General features: G+C 71.2%; 17 protein-coding genes and 1 riboswitch. Of the genes, 5 read left to right on the forward strand and 12 right to left on the reverse strand.

Going from position 1 to position 21,438, the window contains the following annotated elements:
• The first annotated feature begins 10 nt into the window (after positions 1-10).
• A complete protein-coding gene (locus SANBI_RS13880; protein ID WP_319156025.1) occupies positions 11-1,309 on the forward strand; it encodes an MIP/aquaporin family protein in 1,299 nt (432 codons plus the stop codon).
• 151 nt (positions 1,310-1,460) lie between these two features.
• Here the strand turns inward: SANBI_RS13880 and SANBI_RS13885 are convergent, their stop codons facing one another.
• Positions 1,461-1,928, reverse strand: a complete 468-nt coding sequence (locus SANBI_RS13885) for a DUF3017 domain-containing protein (protein ID WP_319156027.1) — start codon at positions 1,926-1,928, stop codon at positions 1,461-1,463.
• 71 nt (positions 1,929-1,999) lie between these two features.
• On the opposite strand from SANBI_RS13885, the gene SANBI_RS13890 reads away from it, so the two are divergent.
• The gene (locus SANBI_RS13890; protein WP_319156029.1) at positions 2,000-3,400 is read left to right on the forward strand and encodes an NAD(P)/FAD-dependent oxidoreductase; all 1,401 of its coding nucleotides are present in this window, start codon (positions 2,000-2,002) and stop codon (positions 3,398-3,400) included.
• A gap of 76 nt (positions 3,401-3,476) precedes the next feature.
• Here the strand turns inward: SANBI_RS13890 and purH are convergent, their stop codons facing one another.
• Together purH and purN are read right to left on the reverse strand one after the other, a co-directional pair.
• Positions 3,477-5,138: a bifunctional phosphoribosylaminoimidazolecarboxamide formyltransferase/IMP cyclohydrolase gene (gene purH, locus SANBI_RS13895; RefSeq protein ID WP_319156033.1), complete on the reverse strand. Its 1,662-nt coding sequence runs from the start codon at positions 5,136-5,138 to the stop codon at positions 3,477-3,479.
• A gap of 68 nt (positions 5,139-5,206) precedes the next feature.
• A riboswitch (ZMP/ZTP riboswitch) is annotated at positions 5,207-5,296 on the reverse strand.
• 175 nt (positions 5,297-5,471) lie between these two features.
• On the reverse strand, positions 5,472-6,158 hold the full coding sequence (gene purN / locus SANBI_RS13900) for a phosphoribosylglycinamide formyltransferase (protein WP_408669710.1): 687 nt from the start codon (positions 6,156-6,158) through the stop codon (positions 5,472-5,474).
• 98 nt (positions 6,159-6,256) lie between these two features.
• Between purN and SANBI_RS13905 the strand changes: the two genes are divergently transcribed.
• Positions 6,257-6,874: a hypothetical protein gene (locus SANBI_RS13905; protein ID WP_319156036.1), complete on the forward strand. Its 618-nt coding sequence runs from the start codon at positions 6,257-6,259 to the stop codon at positions 6,872-6,874.
• On the opposite strand, the gene SANBI_RS13910 is transcribed toward SANBI_RS13905, so the two are convergent.
• The 8 genes from SANBI_RS13910 to SANBI_RS13945 form a co-directional block, all read right to left on the reverse strand.
• The gene (locus tag SANBI_RS13910) at positions 6,850-8,355 is read right to left on the reverse strand and encodes a cell division protein PerM (RefSeq protein ID WP_319156038.1); all 1,506 of its coding nucleotides are present in this window, start codon (positions 8,353-8,355) and stop codon (positions 6,850-6,852) included. The genes SANBI_RS13905 and SANBI_RS13910 overlap by 25 nt on opposite strands.
• A 313-nt stretch (positions 8,356-8,668) precedes the next feature.
• On the reverse strand, positions 8,669-9,559 hold the full coding sequence (gene sucD, locus SANBI_RS13915) for a succinate--CoA ligase subunit alpha (protein ID WP_056128929.1): 891 nt from the start codon (positions 9,557-9,559) through the stop codon (positions 8,669-8,671).
• A gap of 33 nt (positions 9,560-9,592) precedes the next feature.
• A complete protein-coding gene (sucC, locus tag SANBI_RS13920; RefSeq protein ID WP_056128925.1) occupies positions 9,593-10,765 on the reverse strand; it encodes an ADP-forming succinate--CoA ligase subunit beta in 1,173 nt (390 codons plus the stop codon).
• A 205-nt stretch (positions 10,766-10,970) separates the two neighbouring features.
• Positions 10,971-12,086, reverse strand: coding sequence for a magnesium and cobalt transport protein CorA (locus SANBI_RS13925; RefSeq protein WP_319156041.1), 1,116 nt, complete (start codon positions 12,084-12,086; stop codon positions 10,971-10,973).
• 232 nt (positions 12,087-12,318) lie between these two features.
• Positions 12,319-12,828 (reverse strand): GNAT family N-acetyltransferase, encoded by a 510-nt coding sequence (locus tag SANBI_RS13930; RefSeq protein ID WP_319156044.1) that lies wholly within the window; start codon positions 12,826-12,828, stop codon positions 12,319-12,321.
• Positions 12,829-13,056: 228 nt separating this feature from the next.
• The gene (locus tag SANBI_RS13935) at positions 13,057-13,707 is read right to left on the reverse strand and encodes an AIM24 family protein (RefSeq protein ID WP_056128922.1); all 651 of its coding nucleotides are present in this window, start codon (positions 13,705-13,707) and stop codon (positions 13,057-13,059) included.
• A 119-nt stretch (positions 13,708-13,826) separates the two neighbouring features.
• Entirely contained in the window at positions 13,827-16,631 is a 2,805-nt protein-coding gene (gene pcrA, locus SANBI_RS13940) for a DNA helicase PcrA (protein ID WP_319156046.1), read from the reverse strand.
• A 58-nt stretch (positions 16,632-16,689) separates the two neighbouring features.
• Positions 16,690-17,172, reverse strand: a complete 483-nt coding sequence (locus SANBI_RS13945) for a DUF456 domain-containing protein (RefSeq protein ID WP_319156049.1) — start codon at positions 17,170-17,172, stop codon at positions 16,690-16,692.
• A gap of 46 nt (positions 17,173-17,218) precedes the next feature.
• Between SANBI_RS13945 and SANBI_RS13950 the strand changes: the two genes are divergently transcribed.
• Both SANBI_RS13950 and SANBI_RS13955 read left to right on the forward strand, forming a co-directional pair.
• A complete protein-coding gene (locus tag SANBI_RS13950) occupies positions 17,219-18,451 on the forward strand; it encodes an LD-carboxypeptidase (protein ID WP_319156052.1) in 1,233 nt (410 codons plus the stop codon).
• Positions 18,452-18,754: 303 nt separating this feature from the next.
• Entirely contained in the window at positions 18,755-20,710 is a 1,956-nt protein-coding gene (locus SANBI_RS13955; RefSeq protein WP_319156054.1) for an HNH endonuclease signature motif containing protein, read from the forward strand.
• An 87-nt stretch (positions 20,711-20,797) separates the two neighbouring features.
• On the opposite strand, the gene SANBI_RS13960 is transcribed toward SANBI_RS13955, so the two are convergent.
• Positions 20,798-21,358, reverse strand: coding sequence for an adenylyl-sulfate kinase (locus SANBI_RS13960; RefSeq protein ID WP_319156056.1), 561 nt, complete (start codon positions 21,356-21,358; stop codon positions 20,798-20,800).
• Between the last annotated feature and the right edge of the window lie 80 nt (positions 21,359-21,438).

Raw genomic sequence — 21,438 nt, forward strand, 5'->3', positions numbered from 1 at the left:
CAGGACTCTCATGTCACACGACGCCCACGCACCGACGACGATCACGGAGACCGTGACCGTCCAGACCGCGGTCGACGACCCGACGACGGTCGCCGCACCGAAGCCGACCTCGCTCGCTGCGGTCGCCGGCGCAGAGCTCTTCGGCTCCTTCCTGTTCGTCTTCGTCGGTCTCGGTGCGGCGCTGTACGCGACGACCCAGGGCCTGAGCACCTTCGAGGTGGCCCTCGCCTACGGCATCGCGCTCATGGGTGCGCTCGCCGCCGTCGGGCACGTCTCGGGCGGTCACTTCAACCCGGCTGTCACGCTCGGCGCGACCCTGGCCGGGCGCACCTCGTGGCGCAGGCTCCCCGTCTACTGGGTCTCGCAGGTCGTCGGCGCCGTCGCCGGCGCCGCAGCCCTCTTCGCGGCCCTGCCCGCCAGCTTCGCCTCCGAGTCCTCGGCCTACACGACCCTGCGCGACTTCTTCTCGACGACGGCCAACGGCTACGGCGTCCACTCGGCCGCCTACCGCGCTGCCGAGACGGCCTTCTACACCCCGTACCTCGCCCAGGGCGCGACCCGCGCCCAGGTCGACGAGGCCATCACCGCGGGTCAGCTCGCAGCCCCGACCCTGCCGTCCTTCGGGACCATCGAGGTCGTCATCTTCGAGGTCGTCCTCACAGCGCTGTTCGTCGGCATCTTCCTCGCCGTGACCGACCGCCGCGTCCGCTCGCGCATGGTGCCCGTCGTCCTCGGCCTGAGCTTCGCCGCTCTGCTCGTCGTCGCGTCCCCGATGTCGAACGGCTCGCTCAACCCCGCACGCTCGATCGCCGCCGCGGTGTTCTCCGACGGCTGGGCCTTCAGCCAGCTCTGGGTGTTCCTCGTCGCGCCGCTCGCCGGTGCTGCGATCGCCGCGCTCTTCTACCGCGGCTTCGCCTCGGGCCCGACCGCGCTCAGCGCTGCCGTCGCGACGGGCATGCGTGACGAGATCGCCGTCGAGGAAGAGGCCGCCGACGCGCAGGCACGCGACTCGCTCTTCGACCGCCCGGCCACGACCGACGAGCGCGACGCTGCTGACGCTGGAGCGGCTGTGACCGCCGTCGTCGTCGAGAAGACCGTCGTGGTCGAGAAGGTCGACGGGGCTGCGAAGGGTGACGCTGCTCCGAAGACTGACGACGCTGCGAAGGTCGACGGCGCCGAGAAGGGTGCCGCTGCCGAGAAGGCCGACGGCGTCTCGACCGACAAGGCCTCGACCGGCACGGAGACTACGGCCGAGACCTCGACGTCCCACGAGCCGACGGCCGACGAGTCCTCGGCCGACAAGGCCTGACCCGCTCACGGATCACGCCAGACCACTCCAGACGACGCTGCCCCTGACCTCTCAGAGGTCCGGGGCAGCGTGCGTCAGGGGCTAGGTGTCGCCGTCTCAGGTGACCGTGACAGCGCGCGCCACCGACGACGAGGTGCTCGCCGTCCTCGTCTCAGAGGTTCGGGGCGGTCTGCGCGAGGAAGGCCATCGCAGCGGCCAGCAGCAGGTAGAACACGACGTCGGCGGTCCGCGAGCGCACCGCGAGACCGACGACGTCTCCGGGGAGCACAGCCCGGCAGATCCCCGCGGCCACCAGCACCGCGGAGAGGGCGAAGGCGCCGGCCGAGGCGCTGACGGTGACTACGAGGACGAGGACGACCACGAGCGCACCCATGACGGCCCAGATGGCAGGGCTGCGACGCGGCTGGGCAGGCATCGGGTGCAGGCTCTGCGCGACGACGTGCTCGTGGGACTCATCGTGCTCGTGGGGCTCTTCTGCCTCACCGCGCTCGCCTGGCGGGGCGGTCGCAGCAGCGCTGCTGAGCGCAGCGTCGTGCGCCTCCGCACCGTCGGCCAGGGGCACCGGCCGGTGGGGTCGGCTGGTCGAGTCCTGACCGGCCGTCACGTCGTCCACCGTCATCCCGCCTGCCGCTGTCGGTCTGCTCACCACTGTCACGAGCGCATCACCCGACCGAGACTACCGTTGGCTGCATGCATCGAACGCCTTCCCCCGCCGCGCCGTCGTCTGTGGACCACCCAGCGGACACCCTGACGGAGCCGTCTGCCGCCCGCTCGGTCGGGTCGCCGGCTCCAGAGGACCTGTCGGTCCTCGTCGTCGGGGCCGGTCTGGCGGGCGCCCAGACCGCCGCGGCGCTGCGGTCCCACGGCGCCACCGGGCGCATCACCGTGCTGGGTGCCGAAGGGGTCGCCCCCTACGACAGGCCGCCGCTGTCGAAAGAGCTCTTCACCCGCACGTCGCCGGCCTGGCTGGTCGACGAGACCGGTGCCGACCTCGACGTGCTGGCCGACGAGACCGTCCTCGACGACCCGGCCGTCGCGCTGACCCTGGGCGCAGACGGTGGGCCGAGCGTCGTCACGACGGCGTCAGGTCGCACCATCGCGGCGGACGTCGTGGTCCTGGCCTGCGGCTCGGAACCGGTCCGCCCGGTCGGGTGGGACAGCGCCACGACCCTGCACACCGCGGCGGACGCCGAGGTGCTGCGGGCGTCCCTGTCGCCAGGCCGTCGACTCGTCTGCGTGGGTGCCGGCTGGATCGGGGCCGAGGTGGCCGGTGCTGCTGCTGCCCAGGGGGTCGAGGTGACCGTCGTCGAGGCTGCGCCTGTCGCGCTGCACCGCCAGCTCGGAGCGCAGGTCGGCGCGCTGCTCGCCGGCTGGTACGAGAAGGCCGGTGTCACGCTGGTGACCGGCGTGACCGTGACGTCTGTCGGCCCCGAGGGTGTGCACGTCGACCACGGGACGCACCGGGAGATGATCGGCGCCGACGTGGTGCTCGCCGCCGTCGGGGCCCGGCCGGCGACGGGGTGGTTGGCGGGCACCGTGCCGACAGGGCCGCGCGGAGACGTGCAGACCGACATTCACGGCCGTGTGCTCGCGGGACCAGGGTCTGCATCCGGTGAGGGCGAACCCCCGGAGACCGCTGCCTCCCAGCCTGCGGTCTGGGCCGTCGGCGACTGCGCCACGCGCGCGGACGACATGTGGGGGCGGGTGCACGGAGGCCACTGGTCTGCGGCGCTGCTGGACCCCGGCACCGTCGCACGCTCGATCCTCGGCCTCGAGACCCCGCCGGTCCCGGCGCCCTACGTGTTCTCGACCCAGCTGGGCCACGACCTCGCCCTCTTCGGCCTGCCGGACCCGACTGCGGACAGCGTCGTGCTGCGCGGCGACCCGTCGACCCCGGGGACCGGCTGGGTGGCGTGCTACGTCGGCGAGGCCGGGACCGTCACGGGGATCTTGGTGGTCGACTCTCCGCGCGACGTCGCCGCGGCGCGACGCCTGATGGCTCGGGGTCCGGCGCTCTTGGACCTCGACAAGGTGGCAGATCCCACGGTGCCGCTCAAGGCGACAGCAGCTGCCACGCCCCGCTCGGCCTGACCTGGAAGACGCGCTCACCCCCAGAACCGGAGAGCCCGACCTGACCATGAGGAGGTCAGGCCGGGCTCGTCCCGTCTCAGTGTGCGAAGTGGCGCGTCCCCGTGAGGTACAGCGTGACCCCGGCGGCCTCGGCCGCGGCGATCACCTCGGCATCGCGGACCGAGCCACCCGGCTGGACCACGGCGCGGACACCCGCGTCGAGGAGCACCTGGAGCCCGTCGGCGAAGGGGAAGAAAGCATCGGAGGCCGCGACGGCCCCGCGGGCGCGCTCGACGTCACCGGAGTTGGCACGCTCGACCGCGAGACGGCACGAGTCGACCCGGTTGACCTGTCCCATTCCGACACCCACAGAGGCCCCGCCGTCGGCGAGCAGGATCGCGTTGGACTTCACGGCGCGCACGGCACGCCACGCGAACTCGAGGTCGGCGAGGGTCTGGGCGTCAGCGGCCTCACCTGTCGCGAGGGTCCAGCTCTCGGGCGAGTCGCCACCGGTCTCGGAGGCGGCGTCGACGCGGTCGACCTCCTGGACGAGCAGGCCGCCGCTGATCGGACGGGTCTCGACGGTCGCGGACGGCGCGCCGTCGACCTGGAGCAGGCGGATGTTCTTCTTGGCGCTGAGGATCTCGACGGCCTCGGGCTCGAAGCCCGGCGCGACGACGACCTCGGTGAAGATCGGGGCGATCTGCTCCGCGGCAGCCTTGGTGATGATGCCGTTGGCCGCGATCACACCGCCGAAGGCGCTCAGCGGGTCGCAGGCGTGGGCCTTGGCGTGCGCGTCGGCGATGTCGCTGCCGACGGCGATGCCGCAGGGGTTGGCGTGCTTGATGATCGCGACCGTCGCGCCCTCGTGGTCGTGGGCGGCGCGCCAGGCGGCGTCCGCGTCGACGTAGTTGTTGTAGCTCATGGCCTTGCCGTGCAGCTGGACGGCCTGGGCGAGGCCCCCCGTCGCACCCTCGGCCACGTAGATCGCAGCACCCTGGTGCGGGTTCTCGCCGTAGCGGAGCACGTCCGAGCGCGTCCAGGTGGCACCGCGCCAGGACGGGAAGCCCGTCGAGACGCCCAGACCGTCGGGGCCGTCGGTCAGCACGACGTCCGTCGGAGAGACGACCTCGCTCATCCACGTGGCGACGGCGACGTCATAGCTCGCGGTGTGCACGAAGGCCTGCGCGGCGAGCGCCTTGCGGTGCGCGTAGGTGAACCCGCCACCCTGGACCGCGGCGACGACCTCGGGGTACGCGGCGGGGTCGACGACGACGGCGACGCTCGGGTGGTTCTTCGCGGCGGCGCGGACCATGGACGGACCACCGATGTCGATCTGCTCGACGCACTCGTCGGGCGTCGCGCCCGAGGCGACTGTCGCCGTGAAAGGGTAGAGGTTGACGATCACGAGCTCGAAGGGCGTGACGCCGAGCTCGTCGAGCTGCGCGAGGTGGTCGGCCTTACGGGTGTCGGCCAGGATGCCGGCGTGCACGCGCGGGTGCAGGGTCTTGACGCGTCCCTCGAGGCACTCGGGGAAGCCCGTGAGCTCTTCGACCCCGGTGACGGGCACACCCGCGGCGGCTATGGTCGAGGCTGTCGACCCTGTCGAGACGATCTCGACGCCGGCTGCGTGCAGCGCCTGGGCGAGCTCGGCGAGGCCGGTCTTGTCGTAGACGCTGACGAGGGCGCGCCGGACGGGGCGCTGCGAGTCGTCGGCGAGCTGGGCGACGGGCTCAGCGGACGGGTGTGCTGCGGACATCAGGGGTCTCCTCCGGGCTGCGGTTCTCGTGAGACCGCCCGTCCAGGTGCGACGAGCGGTGACGTGGACCCAGGCGCCCAGGCGGGCGGCGCAGCTGCGGGGGCGTTCCGGTCGCTCCCCGGTGGTGAACCCCACCCTCGCCAGTCGCGACCGAGATCCAGCCTAACCGAGATCGGACGCAGGCTGAAGGGGCGGGCTCGAGGGGGGCGGGCTGGCGGGGCGGCTCGAACGGGGCTGGCTGGAGGGACCAGCTGGCCGGGCGGCTCGAGCGGGCCGGGGTGGCGCGGCCCAGAGCAGTGCCGTCTGGGAGCCGGGAAGGAGAGAGCCCTGCCGTCAGACCTCAGGCGTCCCGACGACGACCCTGCGGCCCTCGACCGTCAGGCCGCCACGGGCGATCTTGCCGACCCACTCGACGAGCAGCGCGCGCTCGACGGCCTTGATGCGCTCGTGGAGCGTCGGCTCGTCGTCACCGTCCTCGACGGCCACGGCTGCCTGCGCGACGATCGGTCCCGTGTCGACCCCCTCGTCGATGAGGTGCACAGTGCAGCCGGTGATCCGCACCCCGTGGGCGAGGGCGTCCCGGACGCCGTGCGCGCCGGGGAAGGCCGGGAGCAGCGCAGGGTGGGTGTTGAGGGTGCGTCCGCCGAAGGAGGTGAGGAAGCTGCGGCCCAAGATCCTCATGAAGCCCGCGCTGACGACGTAGTCCGCGTGGAAGACCGCGACGGTCTCGGCGAGCGCACGGTCCCAGTCCTCGCGGGAGGCGAAGTCGGAGGGCTCGACGACAGCGCACGCGACACCTGCCGCGCGGGCGTGGTCGAGGGCTCCGGCCCCGGGCTTGTCAGTCACGACGGCGACGACCCGTGCGCCGTAGGCCGGGTCTGCCTGGGCGTCGAGCAGGGCCGCGAGGTTGCTGCCCGCTCCTGAGGCGAGGACGACCACCCGCGCGGGCGATCCCTCGGAGCGCCCCACGACGGGGACGACGTGGCCGGACGGGGTACGGACGGGGTCACCAGGAGTCACGGTCGGAAGACTAGCCTGCCGACGCGCGGCCGCGCCGGACGGCTCCACAGGCCGGGCCGTCTGCACCACGCCCCCCTGCGGTACGGGATGATGGGCTCATGGGAAACCCGTACGCGCCCAAGCCCCCGGGCAGCACCCCGCACCGCCCGGTCGCGACCGGATCTCCGCAGGACGGCCAGGACGGCGGGCTCCCGCCGCAGCACCTCGCACCGCAGCCACTCCCGGGCCAGCCCGTCACGCCTGCTCCAGGCGACCACGGCCAGCCGGGACCGGGTGGCGCACCGGGCGGCTGGGACGGGCGTGGGGCACCGCGCGCGCCACGCCCGCCGGTCGACCCCGAGAAGGCTCGCCTCGCGACCCGGGGAGTCATGATCTTCGGGCTCTACATGCTGGCCTCGCTGCTCCTCAGCTCGGTCGCGCTGCCGTGGCGGATGCTCAGCGTCGCCGTCGGCGTCGCTGCGCTGGTGGTCGGCGTCCGGGCCCTGCGGACCGTGTGGCGCGCCGGCCTGCGCGGCGCGCTCGTCGTGGTGCTGTCGGCCGGCATGCTGATGACGGTGGTCCTCGGGCTCTCGACCCTCGCGGTGATCCCGGTCTGGGGCATCGAGACAGACCGTCAGACCTGCCTCGACCAGGCCATCACCATCACAGCCCAGACGTCCTGCCAGACCACCTACGAGACGGCGATCGACGACTACAGGTCGTCGCTGACCGACTGAGGCGGGATCGGCGGCGCAGGCGCAGCAGTCGAGGTCGACGTGGTCGAGGTCGAGGTGGTGGTCGAGGTCGACGTGGTGGTCGATGTGCCCTTCGCCGGTGCAGCGCCCGCTGCCTTCTCGGCAGGTGCTCCCGTCCCGGAACCCTCCTCCGCGCCGGAACCTGCGCCACCGGCTCCGGGATCCACCTCCGCCTCGCCGTCCGCGCTCCCCTGACCGCGCACAGACCGCCACGCGGTCGCCACGGCAGCGTGCACCTCCGCGCGGGTGGCGAGCAGCACCAGCAGCGCGCCGAGACCGGTCTGCGCGGCGACGCACCCGCCGAGGTAGACGGGCGAGGCCCCGACGTCGGCCAGCCTGCCGGGACCGGCGACCCCCGAGGCGAGGCCCACCATGACCGCGGTGACCAGCCCGCTCCCCACGCCGACGAGCCCGGCCAGGGGGACGACGTGCCACCACACGAGGCTGTCGGTGCGGCGGGTCGCCGCCCACCCGCCGCAGATCCCGGCGACGACGACGAGCACCGGTGCCCAGAGCGCGATGCCGCCACCGGTGCTCGGTGCAGGCAGCGCGCCGAGGAGCGGGATGGCAGGCAGCGGCCCGGAGGTGACGAAGTCAGGCCCGAAGTGCGTCCCGGAGCCGACGGAGAACCCCGGGCCCGCCAACCAGGTCACGGCGAGCACCGCGAGGTTGGGCAGGACGGCGAGCTGGGCGATCCCGAGGGAGATGGTGCTCGCTGCGTCGAGGCTCAGGTCGCTCAGGACGTCTGCGACGGTCGACCAGCCCATGAGCACCCAGAAGAGCGTGAGGAGACCGGCGAGCACGCCGAGGACAGCCGCGGCGGACAGCGCGCCACGCACACCGACCCGCAGCAGCTGAGGCACCCGCGCGACGAGCGCACGTGCCTGCGCCACGAGCGGTCCGGGCTCCGGACCCGTGAGCAGCCCCCAGCCGAGACCCAGGAGGGCGACCACCAGGCCGCCGACCACGGACGAGGCGAGCTGGAGCCCGTCGGTCGACCCTGTCGCGAGCGCGACGAGCAGCACGCCGACGACGTAGGTCGCGGCCGCCGTCCAGAGCGCGGACCGCGTCGCGACGATCGTGCGCCGTGCCGAGACGAGCACCGCGAAGACGGCGACGGCCGTGATGCCGAGCGGCACGAGGGTCACCGTCGCGGCGCCTGTGTGCAGGGGCGCCCCGTGCCCGAGCAGCCAGAGCCGGGCGGCGACAGGGACTGCGGCAGTCCAGCCCGAGGTCACGGCGCTCAGCTGGGCGTTGGCGGCCACGGCCATCGCGATGGCGGGCACGACGACCACGGCGAGCGAGAAGACGAGGGCCTGCACAGCGCCGAGGACCCCGGACACCCACGGGGCCCCGAGGTCGAGGCCGGGCCACCGGCGGGTCTTCTCAGGCTGCTCGAGCGTCCGTCGCACCGCACCGGGGCGGGTGCTGGTCGGGTCGTCGCTGCGAGGTCCTCGGTTCACACCGATCATGGTCTCCCCTCGTGGCCTCCGGGCGAGGGAGGCCGGACGGTGAGCCGGGCGACACCGGGCGTGAAAGTTCTGCGGAGGCGAGAGGCCTGCAGCGACGGACGTCGCGAGGGCCACCTGCCCTGCGGCCCCGCGGCGAACCGACCCGCGCCGACGGCCTTCGCGGGGGACCACCTGCGCCGGCCGTCCTCCGCGACGAGCACATCAGGTCCTGGCGAGGGTGCAGAGACCGCAGGCCCGCCCCGGACGTACCGGGACGGGCCTGCGGGTCGTGCTGGCGGCCAGCAGGCCGCCGCTGAGCAGCTGCTCAGGCGGAGAGGATCTCCCGCATGAGTGCGGCAGTCTCGGACGGCGTCTTGCCGACCTTGACGCCGGCGGCCTCGAGGGCCTCCTTCTTGGCCTGCGCGGTGCCCGACGAGCCGGAGACGATGGCGCCGGCGTGGCCCATGGTCTTGCCCTCGGGAGCCGTGAAGCCTGCGACGTAGCCGACGACGGGCTTCGTCACGTGCTCGGCGATGTACGCCGCCGCACGCTCCTCGGCGTCGCCACCGATCTCGCCGATCATGACGATCGCGGCGGTCTCGGGGTCGGCCTCGAAGGCCTCGAGGGCGTCGATGTGCGTCGTCCCGATGATCGGGTCTCCGCCGATGCCGATCGCGGTCGAGAAGCCGAAGTCACGGAGCTCGTACATCATCTGGTACGTGAGCGTGCCCGACTTGGACACGAGCCCGATCTTGCCGGCGCCCGTGATGTTCGCGGGGATGATGCCGACGTTCGACAGCCCGGGGCTGATGAGCCCGGGGCAGTTCGGGCCGATGAGCCGCACGCCGCGCTCCTGAGCGAGCGTGAAGAACTCGGCGGTGTCCTTGACGGGGACACCCTCGGTGATGATGACGACGAGCGGGATGCCCGCCTCGATGGCCTCGACGACGGCGGCCTTGGTGAAGGCCGGCGGCACGAAGATCACGGAGACGTCAGCACCGGTCTCGGTCATCGCGTCGGCGACAGAGCCGAACACGGGGACGTCGACGCTCGACTCGCCCTTCGGGAAGGTGACGGAGGTGCCGGCCTTGCGCGGGTTCACGCCGCCGACGATGTTCGTGCCCGAGGCGAGCATGCGCGTGGTGTGCTTCTGCCCCTCGGATCCGGTCATGCCCTGAACGATGACCTTGGAGTCCTCAGTGATGAAGATTGCCATTGTTGTGTCGCTTCTTCTCTCGTTCGGGTGCGGTCAGACCGACGCGTGGGCGAGCTCGGCAGCCTTGTCGGCGCCGCCGTCCATGGTGTCGGCGAGGGTCACGAGCGGGTGCGCAGCCTCGATGAGGATCGCGCGACCCTCCTCGACGTTGTTGCCGTCGAGACGGACGACGAGAGGCTTGGTCGCGGCGTCGCCGAGCACCTTGAGGGCGCCGACGATGCCGTTCGCGACAGCGTCGCACGCGGTGATGCCGCCGAAGACGTTGACGAAGACGCTCTTGACCTGCTCGTCGCCGAGGATGACGTCGAGACCCGCGGCCATGACCTCGGCCGAGGCGCCACCACCGATGTCGAGGAAGTTGGCGGGCTTGACCCCGCCGTGCGCCTCGCCGGCGTACGCGACGACGTCGAGGGTGCTCATGACGAGCCCAGCGCCGTTGCCGATGATGCCGACCTCACCGTCGAGCTTGACGTAGTTGAGGTCGTTCTCCTTGGCCTTGGCCTCGAGAGGGTCGGCCGCAGCCTTGTCCTCGAGCTCGGCGTGCTCCGCGTGGCGGAACCCGGCGTTCTCGTCGAGGGTGACCTTGCCGTCGAGGGCGACGATCGAGCCGTCCTCGGTGCGGACGAGGGGGTTGACCTCGACGAGCGTCGCGTCCTCTTCCTTGTAGACGGTCCACAGCTTCTGGAACGCGTCGACGACCTGGGCCTTGATGTCGTCGGCGAAGCCGGCGGCCTCGGCGATCTCGATGGCCTTGGCCTCGTCGATCCCGACGATCGGGTCCACGGCGACCTTGGCGAGAGCCTCGGGGCGCTCGACCGCGAGCTGCTCGATCTCCATGCCACCCTCGACGCTCGCCATGGCGAGGTACGAGCGGTTGGCCCGGTCGAGGAGCACCGAGAAGTAGAACTCCTCGGCGATCTTCGCGCCGGCCGCGATCATGACGCGGTGGACGGTGTGTCCCTTGATGTCCATGCCGAGGATCTCTTCGGCCCTGGCGGCTGCCTCGTCGGGGGTGTGGGCGAGCTTGACGCCGCCCGCCTTCCCGCGGCCTCCGACCTTGACCTGCGCCTTGACGACGACAGTTCCTCCGCCGAGCTCTTCTGCGCCTGAGCGAGCCTCTTCAGGAGTGGTCGCGACCACTCCACCCAGCACGGGAACGCCGTGCTTCTCGAAGATGTCGCGCGCCTGGTATTCGAACAGGTCCACCCTGCTGCGTCCTTCCGTCGACCGGTACACAGATGTCTCGACATCGAGACACTTCTGGACAGCGTAGTGCCGATCACCCGATCGGCGCTCCTGACACTGTGTCAGGTAGGCCACAGTGCGCGGGGTCTTGCGGGTGGGCAGGCGCGAGCCTGCACGGCTGACCTGCGGACTTGCAGGCGGGCGGGCTCGCGGACCTGTGGACGTGCTACATCCACTTCTTCCGCTTGAAGACGACGTACAACCCGACACCGAGCACGACCATCGCGGTGACGGCCATCGGATAGCCGAGAGCCCAGTGGAGCTCGGGCATGCTGTCGAAGTTCATGCCGTAGATCGCACCGATGAGCGTCGGCGCGAAGAGGATCGCCGCCCACCCGGAGATCTTCTTCATGTCCTCGTTCTGGCGCTGGCTGACCAGGGTCGCGTTGACGGTGAGGATCTGCGCGAGGGCGTCGCGGAGCTCGGCGACCCGCGTGTCGACCCGCAGCAGGTGGTCGGAGACGTCCTGCAGGTAGGTGCGCAGCGCGTCGGGGATCCCGTACCTGTCGAAGCCCTTGCCGAGCGCGTCGAGCACGTCGGTCAGCGACGAGGTCGCGTGCTGGAGGTCGATGACCTCCTGGCTCAGGCGGTAGATGCGCTCGGTGACGGCCGCGTCGCCGCTGAAGACCTGGCGCTCGATCTGCTCCTTGTCGACAGCGAGCCCGCGCAGGACCGGCAGGTAGCCGTCGACGATCGCGTCGAGCAGCCTGTAGAGGACGGCCTCCGGACCGAGGGCGAGCAACCTGTCGTCGTCGAGCAGGGTGTGGTCGGCGATCTCGGTCGAGCTGCCCGGCAGGGTGGTCTCGTCCGAGCCGTCGATCCACCGGCCGTCCTGGCAGAGCACCGCGATGGCGTGCGGTCGCACGAGCACGTGGAACTCCGAGAAGTCGACGTCTTCGATGTCGTCGAGGTAGCGCGCCGAGCGCACGACGAGGAAGAGCACGTCGCCGTAGCGCTCGAGCTTCGGCCGCTGACCGGCGTGGTGCAGGTCTTCGACGAGCACGGGGTGCAGGTCCCACGCGTGCGCGAGCTCGTCGACGTCGTCTGCCGTCGGGGTCGGGAAGAGGCTGAGCGTCATCGTGCCGGGCTCGTCCTGGGCGAAGCGCAGAGCCTCTGCGATGCTCACCTCGTGCGGCGCCGCGGTGAGGTGACCGTCGACGACGTACCGGGTGCGCCGGGTCGACACCGTCGTCTCGGGGGCTCCAGGCCCGGAAGCAGCCGGTGAGGACCGCCAGAACCGACTGCCACGACGCGGACCCGCTGCGTCATTCTGCCTGTGCATCACTCGCACTCTCTTCCTCGGTGGCCTGTGGGCCTGTGGTCGTGGCGGCACGCGTCGCCCCACCGAGGGTACGGGGGCGCGGCTGGCCGGGCCGACCGGCGGCGGAGCGCGTCGGTCTGGCGGGCGGTGGCCGTGGTTGGCTGGGCTCTTGCGGGCGGTCGAGGCCCGGTGGCCTTCGCCCAGCCCGATCGCCTCTCAGCCTGACTGCATCCCTGCCGACCGCGACCAACCGTCAGAGCGTTCGGCTCATCTCGACCTCGAGCTCGTCAGGGGCGAGCGGGTACGGGACCGTGCGACCTGTCGCGACGAAGCCGCGGCGCTCGTAGAACGCGCGAGCACGGGCGTTCTCCTCGTGGACGTGGAGCGTCAACCGGTCGCTCTCGGTCCGCGCCCAGTCTTCGATCGTCGTGAGCATGGCGTCCGCCAGCCCGACCTCTCGACCGCGGACGCCTGGCGCGACGTAGACACCGACGAGCAGCGGACCTGTCGAGGCATCGGGCACGAAGCCACCCATGGTCGCGACCCAGCGGCCGGACGCGTCGATCGCGGCGATCGCGATGCCGTGCTCCGCGCTGCCTCGGGCGCCGCGCATCCGCCACTCTGCCTCGTCGTGGGACTGAGCGGTCTCGAGGGTCTCGACGTACGCCTTCGGGGTGTCGCGGATCATCTCGAGACGCAGCGAGCGGACCTCGCGCCAGTCGTCTGCGGTCGTCCGTCTGATGGTGAGCTCGTGTGCTGTCACCGGCCACAGCCTAGGACCGGCGGGCGGATCGATCCAGCCTGGCTGGCCGGTCTGGCAGGACGGGCGGGTCTGGCGGGTCTGGCGGGTCTGGCCGGTCTGGCCGGTCAGGTGAGCGGACGGGCGGGTGGGCGGCCGGCAGGTCGGGCGAGCAGACAGTTGAAGGCTCAACCAGAGGCCTAGTCAGAAGCTCCGTCAGGGGTCCAGTCAGAGTCCCAGTCAGACGTCCAGTCAGACAGTCTCGGACGGCTGGACCACCACGAAGCCCGGACCGTGGAAGGAGTACTGGATCGCCTCGCCGGAGCCGCGGCCGATGAACGACATCGCGCTCATCGAGCTGACGATGGTCGGGGCGATGCTCGCCGACCAGCAGACGGCCGCGTCGGTGTCGACGAAGACCGGGCGCTGCGAGCAGTCGAGGATCAGCGGCGGGCCGTCGGAGGTGAGCGCGACAGTCCCGTGGCCGCCGATGACGGTGTTGAACAGACCGGCTCCGACCATCCCGGCACCGCTCGTGCGGTGCACGTCCCACTGCAGGTTCGCGTCGAAGGCGAGGAGAGAGTGGCCGCCGACGCTGATCCCCTCCCCCTCGAGCAGCATGGTGAAGACGTTCGCCGCTCGGCGGGCGAGGTACACCTCGCCCTGGCCGCTCATGCGCATGAGGGGCTGGTCCTCGGCGGTGAGCACCCGCTTCATCACCTTGGCGACCGAGCCTGCGCCCTCGTGCTTGAACTGGACCTGGCCGGTGTACGCGACCATGACGCCCTTGGCGGCGATCACGTCGGGGCCGAGGGACACCCGGAGCATCTTGGGGCTCTGCAGGGTGTACCGCTCGCCGGTGTGGACCTCGTTGTGGGCCTGGTTGAAGAGCTCGCTTCGCATGGCACGAGTATGCCCTGCGAGCTGCGCGTGTGGCAGATGCCCGGCCGCTGAACCGGCACGCCGGGCACCCGGCTGCGCGCTGTCTGGCTGCCGGGCCTGCTCGTCCGGCAGGCCCAGCCTCAGAGCTTGGTGACCGGGGCGAACCTCAGCAGCAGCCGCTTGGTGCCGTCCCCGCCGAAGTCGATCTTGGCGACGGCCTTGGTGCCGACACCCTCGACGGCCAGCACGGTCCCGAGACCGAAGGAGTCGTGCGTGACGCGGTCACCGACGGCGAGCGACGGGATGTCGCCCTCAGCCTTGCCTCCTCCAGACCCAAAGCTCGGTGCGGCGGGCTCGGCCTGCTTCTTCCACGCCGGGATGGTCGTCGTCTTCGAGCTGCGGTAGCCGCTGCCGCCGATGGGCGGGGCGAAGTCGTCGTCGTCCGAGGACCGTCGTCGCTGTCCGGATCCGTAGCCACCCGACCCGTACCCGCCGGAGTAGCCGCCCGGGCCGCGGAGCGCGGACATGCTCGACTCACGACGACGCCAGTCCCAGAGCTCTTCGGGGACCTCGTCGAGGAACCGGCTCGCCGGGAACTCGTTGGCCATGCCCCACGCGGACCGCACGGCCGACCGCGAGATGTACAGCCGTTCACGCGCTCGGGTGATGCCGACATAGGCGAGGCGGCGCTCTTCGGCGAGCTCGACCTCGTCGTGCAGCGACCGCATGTGCGGGAAGGTCCCGTCTTCCATGCCGGTGAGGAACACGACGGGGAACTCAAGGCCCTTGGCCGTGTGCAGCGTCATGAGCGTGACGACCCCGGGGTCGACCACAGGTACGCCCTCGTGACCGGAGTCGTCGGCGCTGGGGATCTGGTCGGAGTCGGCGACGAGCGAGACGCGCTCGAGGAAGTCTGCGAGCGTGCCCTCGGGCTCGGACTCCTCGAACTCGCTCGCGACGGCGTGCAGCTCGGCGAGGTTCTCCACGCGCGACTCGTCCTGCGGGTCGTCGCTCGCGCGGAGGTCTTTGAGGTACCCGGTGCGGTCGAGGACCTCGCCGATGATCTCGGCCGGGCCTGCACCACCCTCGGCGAGCTCGCGGAGCCCGTCCATGAGGTCGCGGAAGGCCTTGAGCGGTGTCCGGGTCCGGGTCGTCAGGCCAGGGATCTCGTCGAGCCTGTCGAGCGCCTCGCCGAAGGACGACCTGTCACGCTCTGCCTGGGCGACGACCATCGACTCGGCCCTGTCCCCCAGCCCGCGCTTGGGCACGTTGAGGATACGGCGCATGTTGACGTCGTCGTCAGGGTTGGCGACGGCGCGCAGGTAGGCGATGACGTCCTTGATCTCGCGGCGCTCGTAGAAGCGCGTGCCGCCGACCACCTTGTAGGGCAGGCCGACGCGGATCAGGACCTCTTCGAGCGCACGGGACTGCGCGTTGGTGCGGTAGAAGATCGCGACGTCGCCCGGGCGCACCTTCTCGGTGTCGCCGAGGCGGTCGATCTCCTGGGCGATGAACCGGGCTTCTTCGTGCTCGTTGTCGGCGACGTAGCCGATGATCTTCGCGCCCTCGCCCGCGTCGGTCCACAGGCGCTTGGGCTTGCGGTCGGTGTTGCGCGAGATCACGGCGTTCGCGGCCGAGAGGATGTTCTGGGTCGAGCGGTAGTTCTGCTCGAGCAGGATGGTCCGCGCGTCCGGGTAGTCGGCCTCGAACTCGAGGATGTTGCGGATCGTCGCACCACGGAAGGCGTAGATCGACTGGTCGGCGTCACCGACGACGGTCAGCTCGCCGGGCGGGAGCGCACCGGGCTGGCTGGCGTGCTGGCTGGTCTGCTGGCCCTGCCCCTGCGCGAGGTGGTCGCTGTCGTCCTGGGCACCCGTGCCGCCGGGGTGGTCCGACTCGTCCGGAGCCTGCTCGTCTGCGGTGCCGGCCGCGGAACCGTCGCGCCGGGGCGCCGAGCCGGCGAGCTCCCGGACGAGGATGTACTGCGCGTGGTTGGTGTCCTGGTACTCGTCGACGAGGATGTGGCGGAACCTGCGCCTGTAGTGCTCGGCGACGGCCGGGTGCTCTTGCAGCAGCGTGACCGTGGACATGATCAGGTCGTCGAAGTCGAGGGCGTGCGCCTGCCGCAGCCTCGTCTGGTACCGGGTGTAGACGTCGGAGAGCACCTGGTCGACCTCGTTGGCGGTCGACCCCGCGGGCGACGACGCGCCCGACTCGGCAGCGTAGCGCTCAGGGGTGACGAGCTCGTCCTTGAGGGAGGAGATCTTGTTCTGCAGCTGCTTCGCGGGGAACTTCTTGGGGTCCAGGTCGAGCTCACGCAGCACCATGGTGAGCAGCCGCTGAGAGTCCGCGGAGTCGTAGATCGAGAAGCTCTGGCGCAGCCCGAGGGACTTGGCCTCACGGCGCAGGATCCGCACGCAGGCCGAGTGGAAGGTCGAGACCCACATCCGCCCGGCCGCTGGCCCCACGAGCGCGGCGACGCGTTCGCGCATCTCCGCAGCGGCCTTGTTGGTGAAGGTGATCGCGAGGATCTCCGACGGCCTCGCACGGCCCGTCGCGAGCAGGTGCGCGATGCGGTGGGTGAGCACCCGGGTCTTCCCCGACCCGGCGCCCGCGACGATGAGGAGCGGGCTCCCGCCGTGCTCGACAGCCTCGCGCTGCTGCGGGTTCAGGCCTTCGACGAGCTCGGCGGCGACCCTGGACGCACGGTCCCGAGCCTGCTCTGCGGACGCCTCCCAGTCCTGCGGGTGCGCGGCTGCGACACGCGCGAGGGCGTCGCTCGCGGGACCTGCAGAGGAGGAGCCCGCTGCGTGGGCGTCGGCCCCGCCGGGTGCGCTCGCGCCGGACGCAGGCCCGGAGGCCTCGCCTGCGGCGGCGGCCTGCGCGGGGGCGCGACCGAGACCTGCGTCGTCGAAACCTGGGAGGTGATCAAAGAGAGAAGTCATAGCGGACCCAGCCTAAGCGTCAGGACCGACACGAGGGACCGCCGGTGACACTCCCGGGTCACGTGACGATCAGCCCGACCACCCACGCACCGACGGCGACGAGCGACCCTGCCAGCTCGATGAGCACCGTGAGCGCTGTCGCGGTGAGAGCGGCCTTCGTCGCCGACCACGCGAGCGCCGCGTCGCGACGCCGCGAGAGCTCGCAGAGGAAGATCCCGCCGACGAACCCGACGAAGAGCCCCACCACGGGGATGACGAAGAACAGGACGATCCCCGCGACCGCGCCGACCACGACGGTCGAGCCCGGGACCTGGGCACGTGTCATGTGCCGCCCGGCGACCAGGTACTTGACCACGGCCGAGGCGGCCACGGCGACGACCGCCACGACGAAGACCGTCCACGCGACCGCGCCGCCGGTCATGATCGTCCACACCAGCAGCGCGGCGAGGATCACGAGCCCGCCGGGGATGATCTGCGTGGTCCCGCCCACCAGCCCGACGAGCATGACGAGACCCACGACGACTTCCAAGATTCCTGACATGCGGGTCACCCTAGGCCCCCGGAGCCGCTGTGCGAGGGTTGTGCTCATGCAGATCAGGTACCCGCGTCCCCTCCGCCCCGGCGACACCATCGGGGTGACCGCACCGTCGAGCGGCGTCGGCGACGCGGTCCGCGGCAGGTTCGACCACGCCGTGTCCTGGCTCCGCGAGCGCGGCTACGAGGTCCAGCTGGGAGAGTGCCTGGACGGGACGACGCACGTGAGCGCGCCTGTGCTCGAGCGGGCCGCGGAGCTGCAGCGGATGCTCACCGATCCCGAGGTCCGGGCGGTGATCCCGCCGTGGGGCGGCGAGACCGCGATCGACCTGCTCCCGCACCTCGACATGGCAGCCGTCGCCGCCGCCGAGCCGACGTGGATGGTCGGGTTCTCCGACATCTCGACGATCCTCACGCCGCTGACGCTGCTCACCGGGTGGGCGACGCTGCACGGCACCAACCTCATGGACACCCCGTACGAGGTCCCGGCCCCGCTGCTCTCGTGGTTGGACGTCGCGACGGCCGGACCTGGGGCCACGCTGCACCAGGCGAGCCCTGGGATGCACCGCGCCTCCGGCTGGGACGACTGGGGCGTCGACCCGACCGTCTCCCAGCACACGTGGGACGGGAGCGGTGCGTGGCGCAGGATCGACCGCTCGGACGACGTCGACGGCGCTGGCGGTCTGGTCCTCGAGGGGCGGGTCGTCGGAGGCTGCATCGAGACGCAGTCGGGGATCGCCGGGACGCCTTTCGGTCGGACGGCGGCGCTGCGTGGCGCCTCTGGGGCTGACAGATCTGCGGGTCTCGGTTCTGCGGGTCTCGGTTCTGCGGGTCTCGGTTCTGCGGGTCTTGGTTCTGCGGGTCTTGGTTCTGCGGGTCTCGGTTCTGCGGGTGTGGGTTCTGCGGGTGTGGGTTCTGCGGGTGTGGGTTCGGTGTCTGACGGCACTGGAGGTCTCGATGACAATCCTGAGGCAGGGCCGCTGATCGTCTACATCGAGGCCGCCGGTGAGGACGCGCTGTCCATCTGCCGCAGGCTGCACGGCATGCGCCTGGCCGGGTACTTCGACGGGGCTGCCGCGGTGCTCGTCGGCCGGACGTCAGCGCCCGACTCCCCCACCATGACGCAGGACGAGGCCGTCCTCGACGCCCTGGGGAGTCTCGGGGTCCCGATCGTCGCGGACGTCGAGTGCGGTCACGTCCCGCCCTATCTGCTGATGGTCAACGGGGCGTGGGGACGGCTCGTGTGGACCGAGGACGAGCAGTACCTGGAGCAGTCGCTGGTCTGAGGGTGCGGGAGTGGGCGGAACCTGGGCTGCTCGTGGGAGAGGGTGGAGCCCGGTCAGCGTGCGGACGAGGGCGGAGCCCGGGCTGAGTGTCTGGAAGAGGGCTAGGCCCGGTCCGAGTGTCTCTACGAGGGCGGAGCCCGGGCTGACTGGGCAACAGTCATGACGGATGCAGTCACGTATCGCTCGCGGGCATCCCGGTGGGACCTCAGACTGCGCCCTCGGGTCACAGCCTCCCCGCGTAGCGCTGACGACCACGACGACGCTGCCGCGGCTCGTGTCAGTGGGTATCCATAGAATTGCCGCATGACGACGATAGCGGCGATACCTCGCGATACGGTCGGGCGGCGACCCACCGTCTCTGCGCTCGCGCGGCGCGATGCCGTCGGCGTCCGGCACGCTCGCGACACGGTGAGGACAGTGCCGGCCGAGGCGACACAGCGTCCTGCTCCTGCTCCTGCTCCTGCTCCTGCTCCTGCTCCTGCTCCTGCTCCTGCTCCGACCAGCCTGACCTCTCTCTGGACCCGACCCCCGCCGACGTCCTACGCCGAGGCCGACGAGGCCCTGGGGGTCCTGCTCGACGCCGTGGTGGCCGCTGATCGTGAGCTGGCCGTGGTGGCTGCCCGCCGCGCAGATCTGATCGACCAGGTACGACGGTGGTCGCGGTTCTCCGTCGACGCGCTGGCACAGGCGCGGGGTCAGGAGCGCGGGTCGATCGAAGACCATCGCATCGCCTCGCGGTCCACGACCGCCGAGCTGGCGTGCAGCCTGCGGGTCCCCGAAGGATCGGCGATGGTCCTCCTCGACGAGGCCCAGGCACTGGTCCACGAGCTGCCCGCGACGATGGCCGCACTCGGCGAGGGGACGCTGTCCTACAGGCACGCCCAGGTGGTCATGTCGACTACAGCCGCTCTCGACGAGGGCCCGACGCTGGTGCTGGACGCGATGCTGGCCGAGCGGGCGAAGACCACCACGGTGGCGAACCTGGGTCGGGTAGCGCGTCGCGCCCGTGAACGTCATGACCCGCGTCCGCTGGTCGAGCGCCACACGGTCGCCTTGGTCGAACGCCGGGTCGAGCTCGAGCCTGGGCGAGACGGTATGTCCTGGTTGCACCAGCTCATGCCTGCAGTGCACGCCGCAGCGATCTTCAACCGGCTCTCCGACATCGCCATCGCCTGCCAAGGTCCTGAGGAGACCCGCACGCTGGCGCAGCTGCGCGCCGACGCGTGCGTCGAGCTGCTCCTGGACGATGACGCGCGGGCAGCAGCGGACGGCCGATCCGTCTGGACGGCACCGCAAGGCACAGGCCCACAGCCCGACTCAGACTCCCAGCTCGGGTCAGGCTCCCAGCCCGGGTCAGGCTCCCAGCCCGTCTCCGACTTCCAGCTCGGGTCAGGCTCGCAGCTCGGCTCGAGCAGGGCCTCCAGCTCATCAGGCGAGCTCGACCCATCCCCACAAGAGCCGAGAACACCTCAGCACCTCCGATCTCGAGGGACCTCGACCACTCCGGCTCTGAGCACGAGCGGTGGCCTCACCTCACCCGCCGCCCTCGAACACCCCTCGACCACGGCGCCCGGGAGCGCCCTGCCCGTCTCGGTGCGCGGCATCCGTCCCGTCGTGGCCGTCACCGTGCCCGTCATGACTCTGCTCGGACAGTCCGAGGAACCGGGCGACCTCGCCGGCTACGGGCCCATCGACGCCGCGACCGCCCGCGAGCTCGCGGGCCACGCCACCAGCTTCATCCGCCTCCTGACCCACCCGGAGACCGGGACGATCCTCTCGGTAGGCAGAGACAGGTACGCCGTCCCCGCGGACCTGCGCGCCTGGCTCCAGATCCGTGACGAGACCTGCCGGTTCCCCGGGTGCTCACGACGAGCGGCTCGCTGCGACGTCGACCACATCACCGACTGGGGCCGGGGAGGCACCACCACCCACAGCAACCTCATCCATCTGTGCCGGAAGCACCATCGCCTCAAGCACACCACCCGATGGACCCCACGGATGGTCAGCACCAACACCGACGCCTCCTCCCACGGCCCTGCCGGGGAGCCCGCGAGCCGCACCGACGACTCCGTCGTGCTCTGGGACGCTCCGTCGGGGCGCACCCATCTCGATCATCCTGCAGTCCAGCTCTCCGACCCTGTCGGCAGGTCCAGGCCAGCTAACGTTCCGCCCGAGACGCTGGCTCGTGCCACACCGATCCGGACCGAACGTCCGGAGGGAAGGACTGACCACGACCTCGGCGACCACCCGCCCTTCTGACCGGGACAAGCAGCCGGGGCGACTCTTGCTCCGCGGGTTCCAGGGGCGCGCTCCCCGTCGGGAGCCGTGCCAGCCGGCCCGTGGTCATCACCAGCCCGTCGCGTCGAGCACCTCGAGAGCGACGTCTTCGACTGCGCGACCGTCGGTGGAGATCACGACGACCGACTCCGACGCGCGCTGCTGCAGCAGCATCGCGGCACGGAGGCTGCGATCGATGTGCAGGTCCACCCGATCACCCGTCTCGCGCCGCGCAAGACGCTGAGCGACGGTCCTGGCACCAGCGACGAGGACCACGCTGGTGAACTCGACCTCGATCTCAACCTCGGACGACACCACACCTCCGGCAGACGATGCGCGGACTGCCCGCCGGATCATCTCTTCTTCGAGAACACTCACGGTGTTGGTGTAGATCAGCCGCGTCTGACCGACCTCGGCAAACCCAGACCACACACTCGCAAGGTTCCTCTCGACGATCCTCGATCGTGAAGGGTCTCCGGGCGGCGCCGGGAAGATGTGCCCGAGGGTGTCGCCGTCGATCACGCAGTGAGCCACGCAGCGCTGCTCGAGGATCGCGGAGAGCTCCCATCCGACAGTCGTCTTGCCTGTACCTGAAGCACCGCCGAGCAGGAGGATCTGGATCGTGGTCATCGCGCACGACGCTAGCCCTCGAGCCCCAGGGCTCGCGAGAGTTTTTGTGGCTGGCTGCGGTGACGCAGAGAACGCTCGCT

Origin of the sequence: Sanguibacter biliveldensis (assembly GCF_033798665.1) — a bacterium.
GTDB classification, from domain to species: Bacteria; Actinomycetota; Actinomycetes; order Actinomycetales; family Cellulomonadaceae; genus Sanguibacter; species Sanguibacter inulinus.

What these genes read in the sequence shown, in the direction of transcription:
- SANBI_RS13880 (WP_319156025.1), top strand. Translation starts at nt 11, where the DNA reads ATGTCACACGACGCCCACGCACCGACGACGATCACGGAGACCGTGACC.
- SANBI_RS13885 (WP_319156027.1), bottom strand. Translation starts at nt 1,928, where the DNA reads ATGACGGTGGACGACGTGACGGCCGGTCAGGACTCGACCAGCCGACCC.
- SANBI_RS13890 (WP_319156029.1), top strand. Translation starts at nt 2,000, where the DNA reads ATGCATCGAACGCCTTCCCCCGCCGCGCCGTCGTCTGTGGACCACCCA.
- purH (WP_319156033.1), bottom strand. Translation starts at nt 5,138, where the DNA reads ATGTCCGCAGCACACCCGTCCGCTGAGCCCGTCGCCCAGCTCGCCGAC.
- SANBI_RS13905 (WP_319156036.1), top strand. Translation starts at nt 6,257, where the DNA reads ATGGGAAACCCGTACGCGCCCAAGCCCCCGGGCAGCACCCCGCACCGC.
- sucD (WP_056128929.1), bottom strand. Translation starts at nt 9,559, where the DNA reads ATGGCAATCTTCATCACTGAGGACTCCAAGGTCATCGTTCAGGGCATG.
- SANBI_RS13925 (WP_319156041.1), bottom strand. Translation starts at nt 12,086, where the DNA reads ATGCACAGGCAGAATGACGCAGCGGGTCCGCGTCGTGGCAGTCGGTTC.
- SANBI_RS13935 (WP_056128922.1), bottom strand. Translation starts at nt 13,707, where the DNA reads ATGCGAAGCGAGCTCTTCAACCAGGCCCACAACGAGGTCCACACCGGC.
- pcrA (WP_319156046.1), bottom strand. Translation starts at nt 16,631, where the DNA reads ATGACTTCTCTCTTTGATCACCTCCCAGGTTTCGACGACGCAGGTCTC.
- SANBI_RS13945 (WP_319156049.1), bottom strand. Translation starts at nt 17,172, where the DNA reads ATGTCAGGAATCTTGGAAGTCGTCGTGGGTCTCGTCATGCTCGTCGGG.
- SANBI_RS13950 (WP_319156052.1), top strand. Translation starts at nt 17,219, where the DNA reads ATGCAGATCAGGTACCCGCGTCCCCTCCGCCCCGGCGACACCATCGGG.
- SANBI_RS13955 (WP_319156054.1), top strand. Translation starts at nt 18,755, where the DNA reads ATGACGACGATAGCGGCGATACCTCGCGATACGGTCGGGCGGCGACCC.
- SANBI_RS13960 (WP_319156056.1), bottom strand. Translation starts at nt 21,358, where the DNA reads ATGACCACGATCCAGATCCTCCTGCTCGGCGGTGCTTCAGGTACAGGC.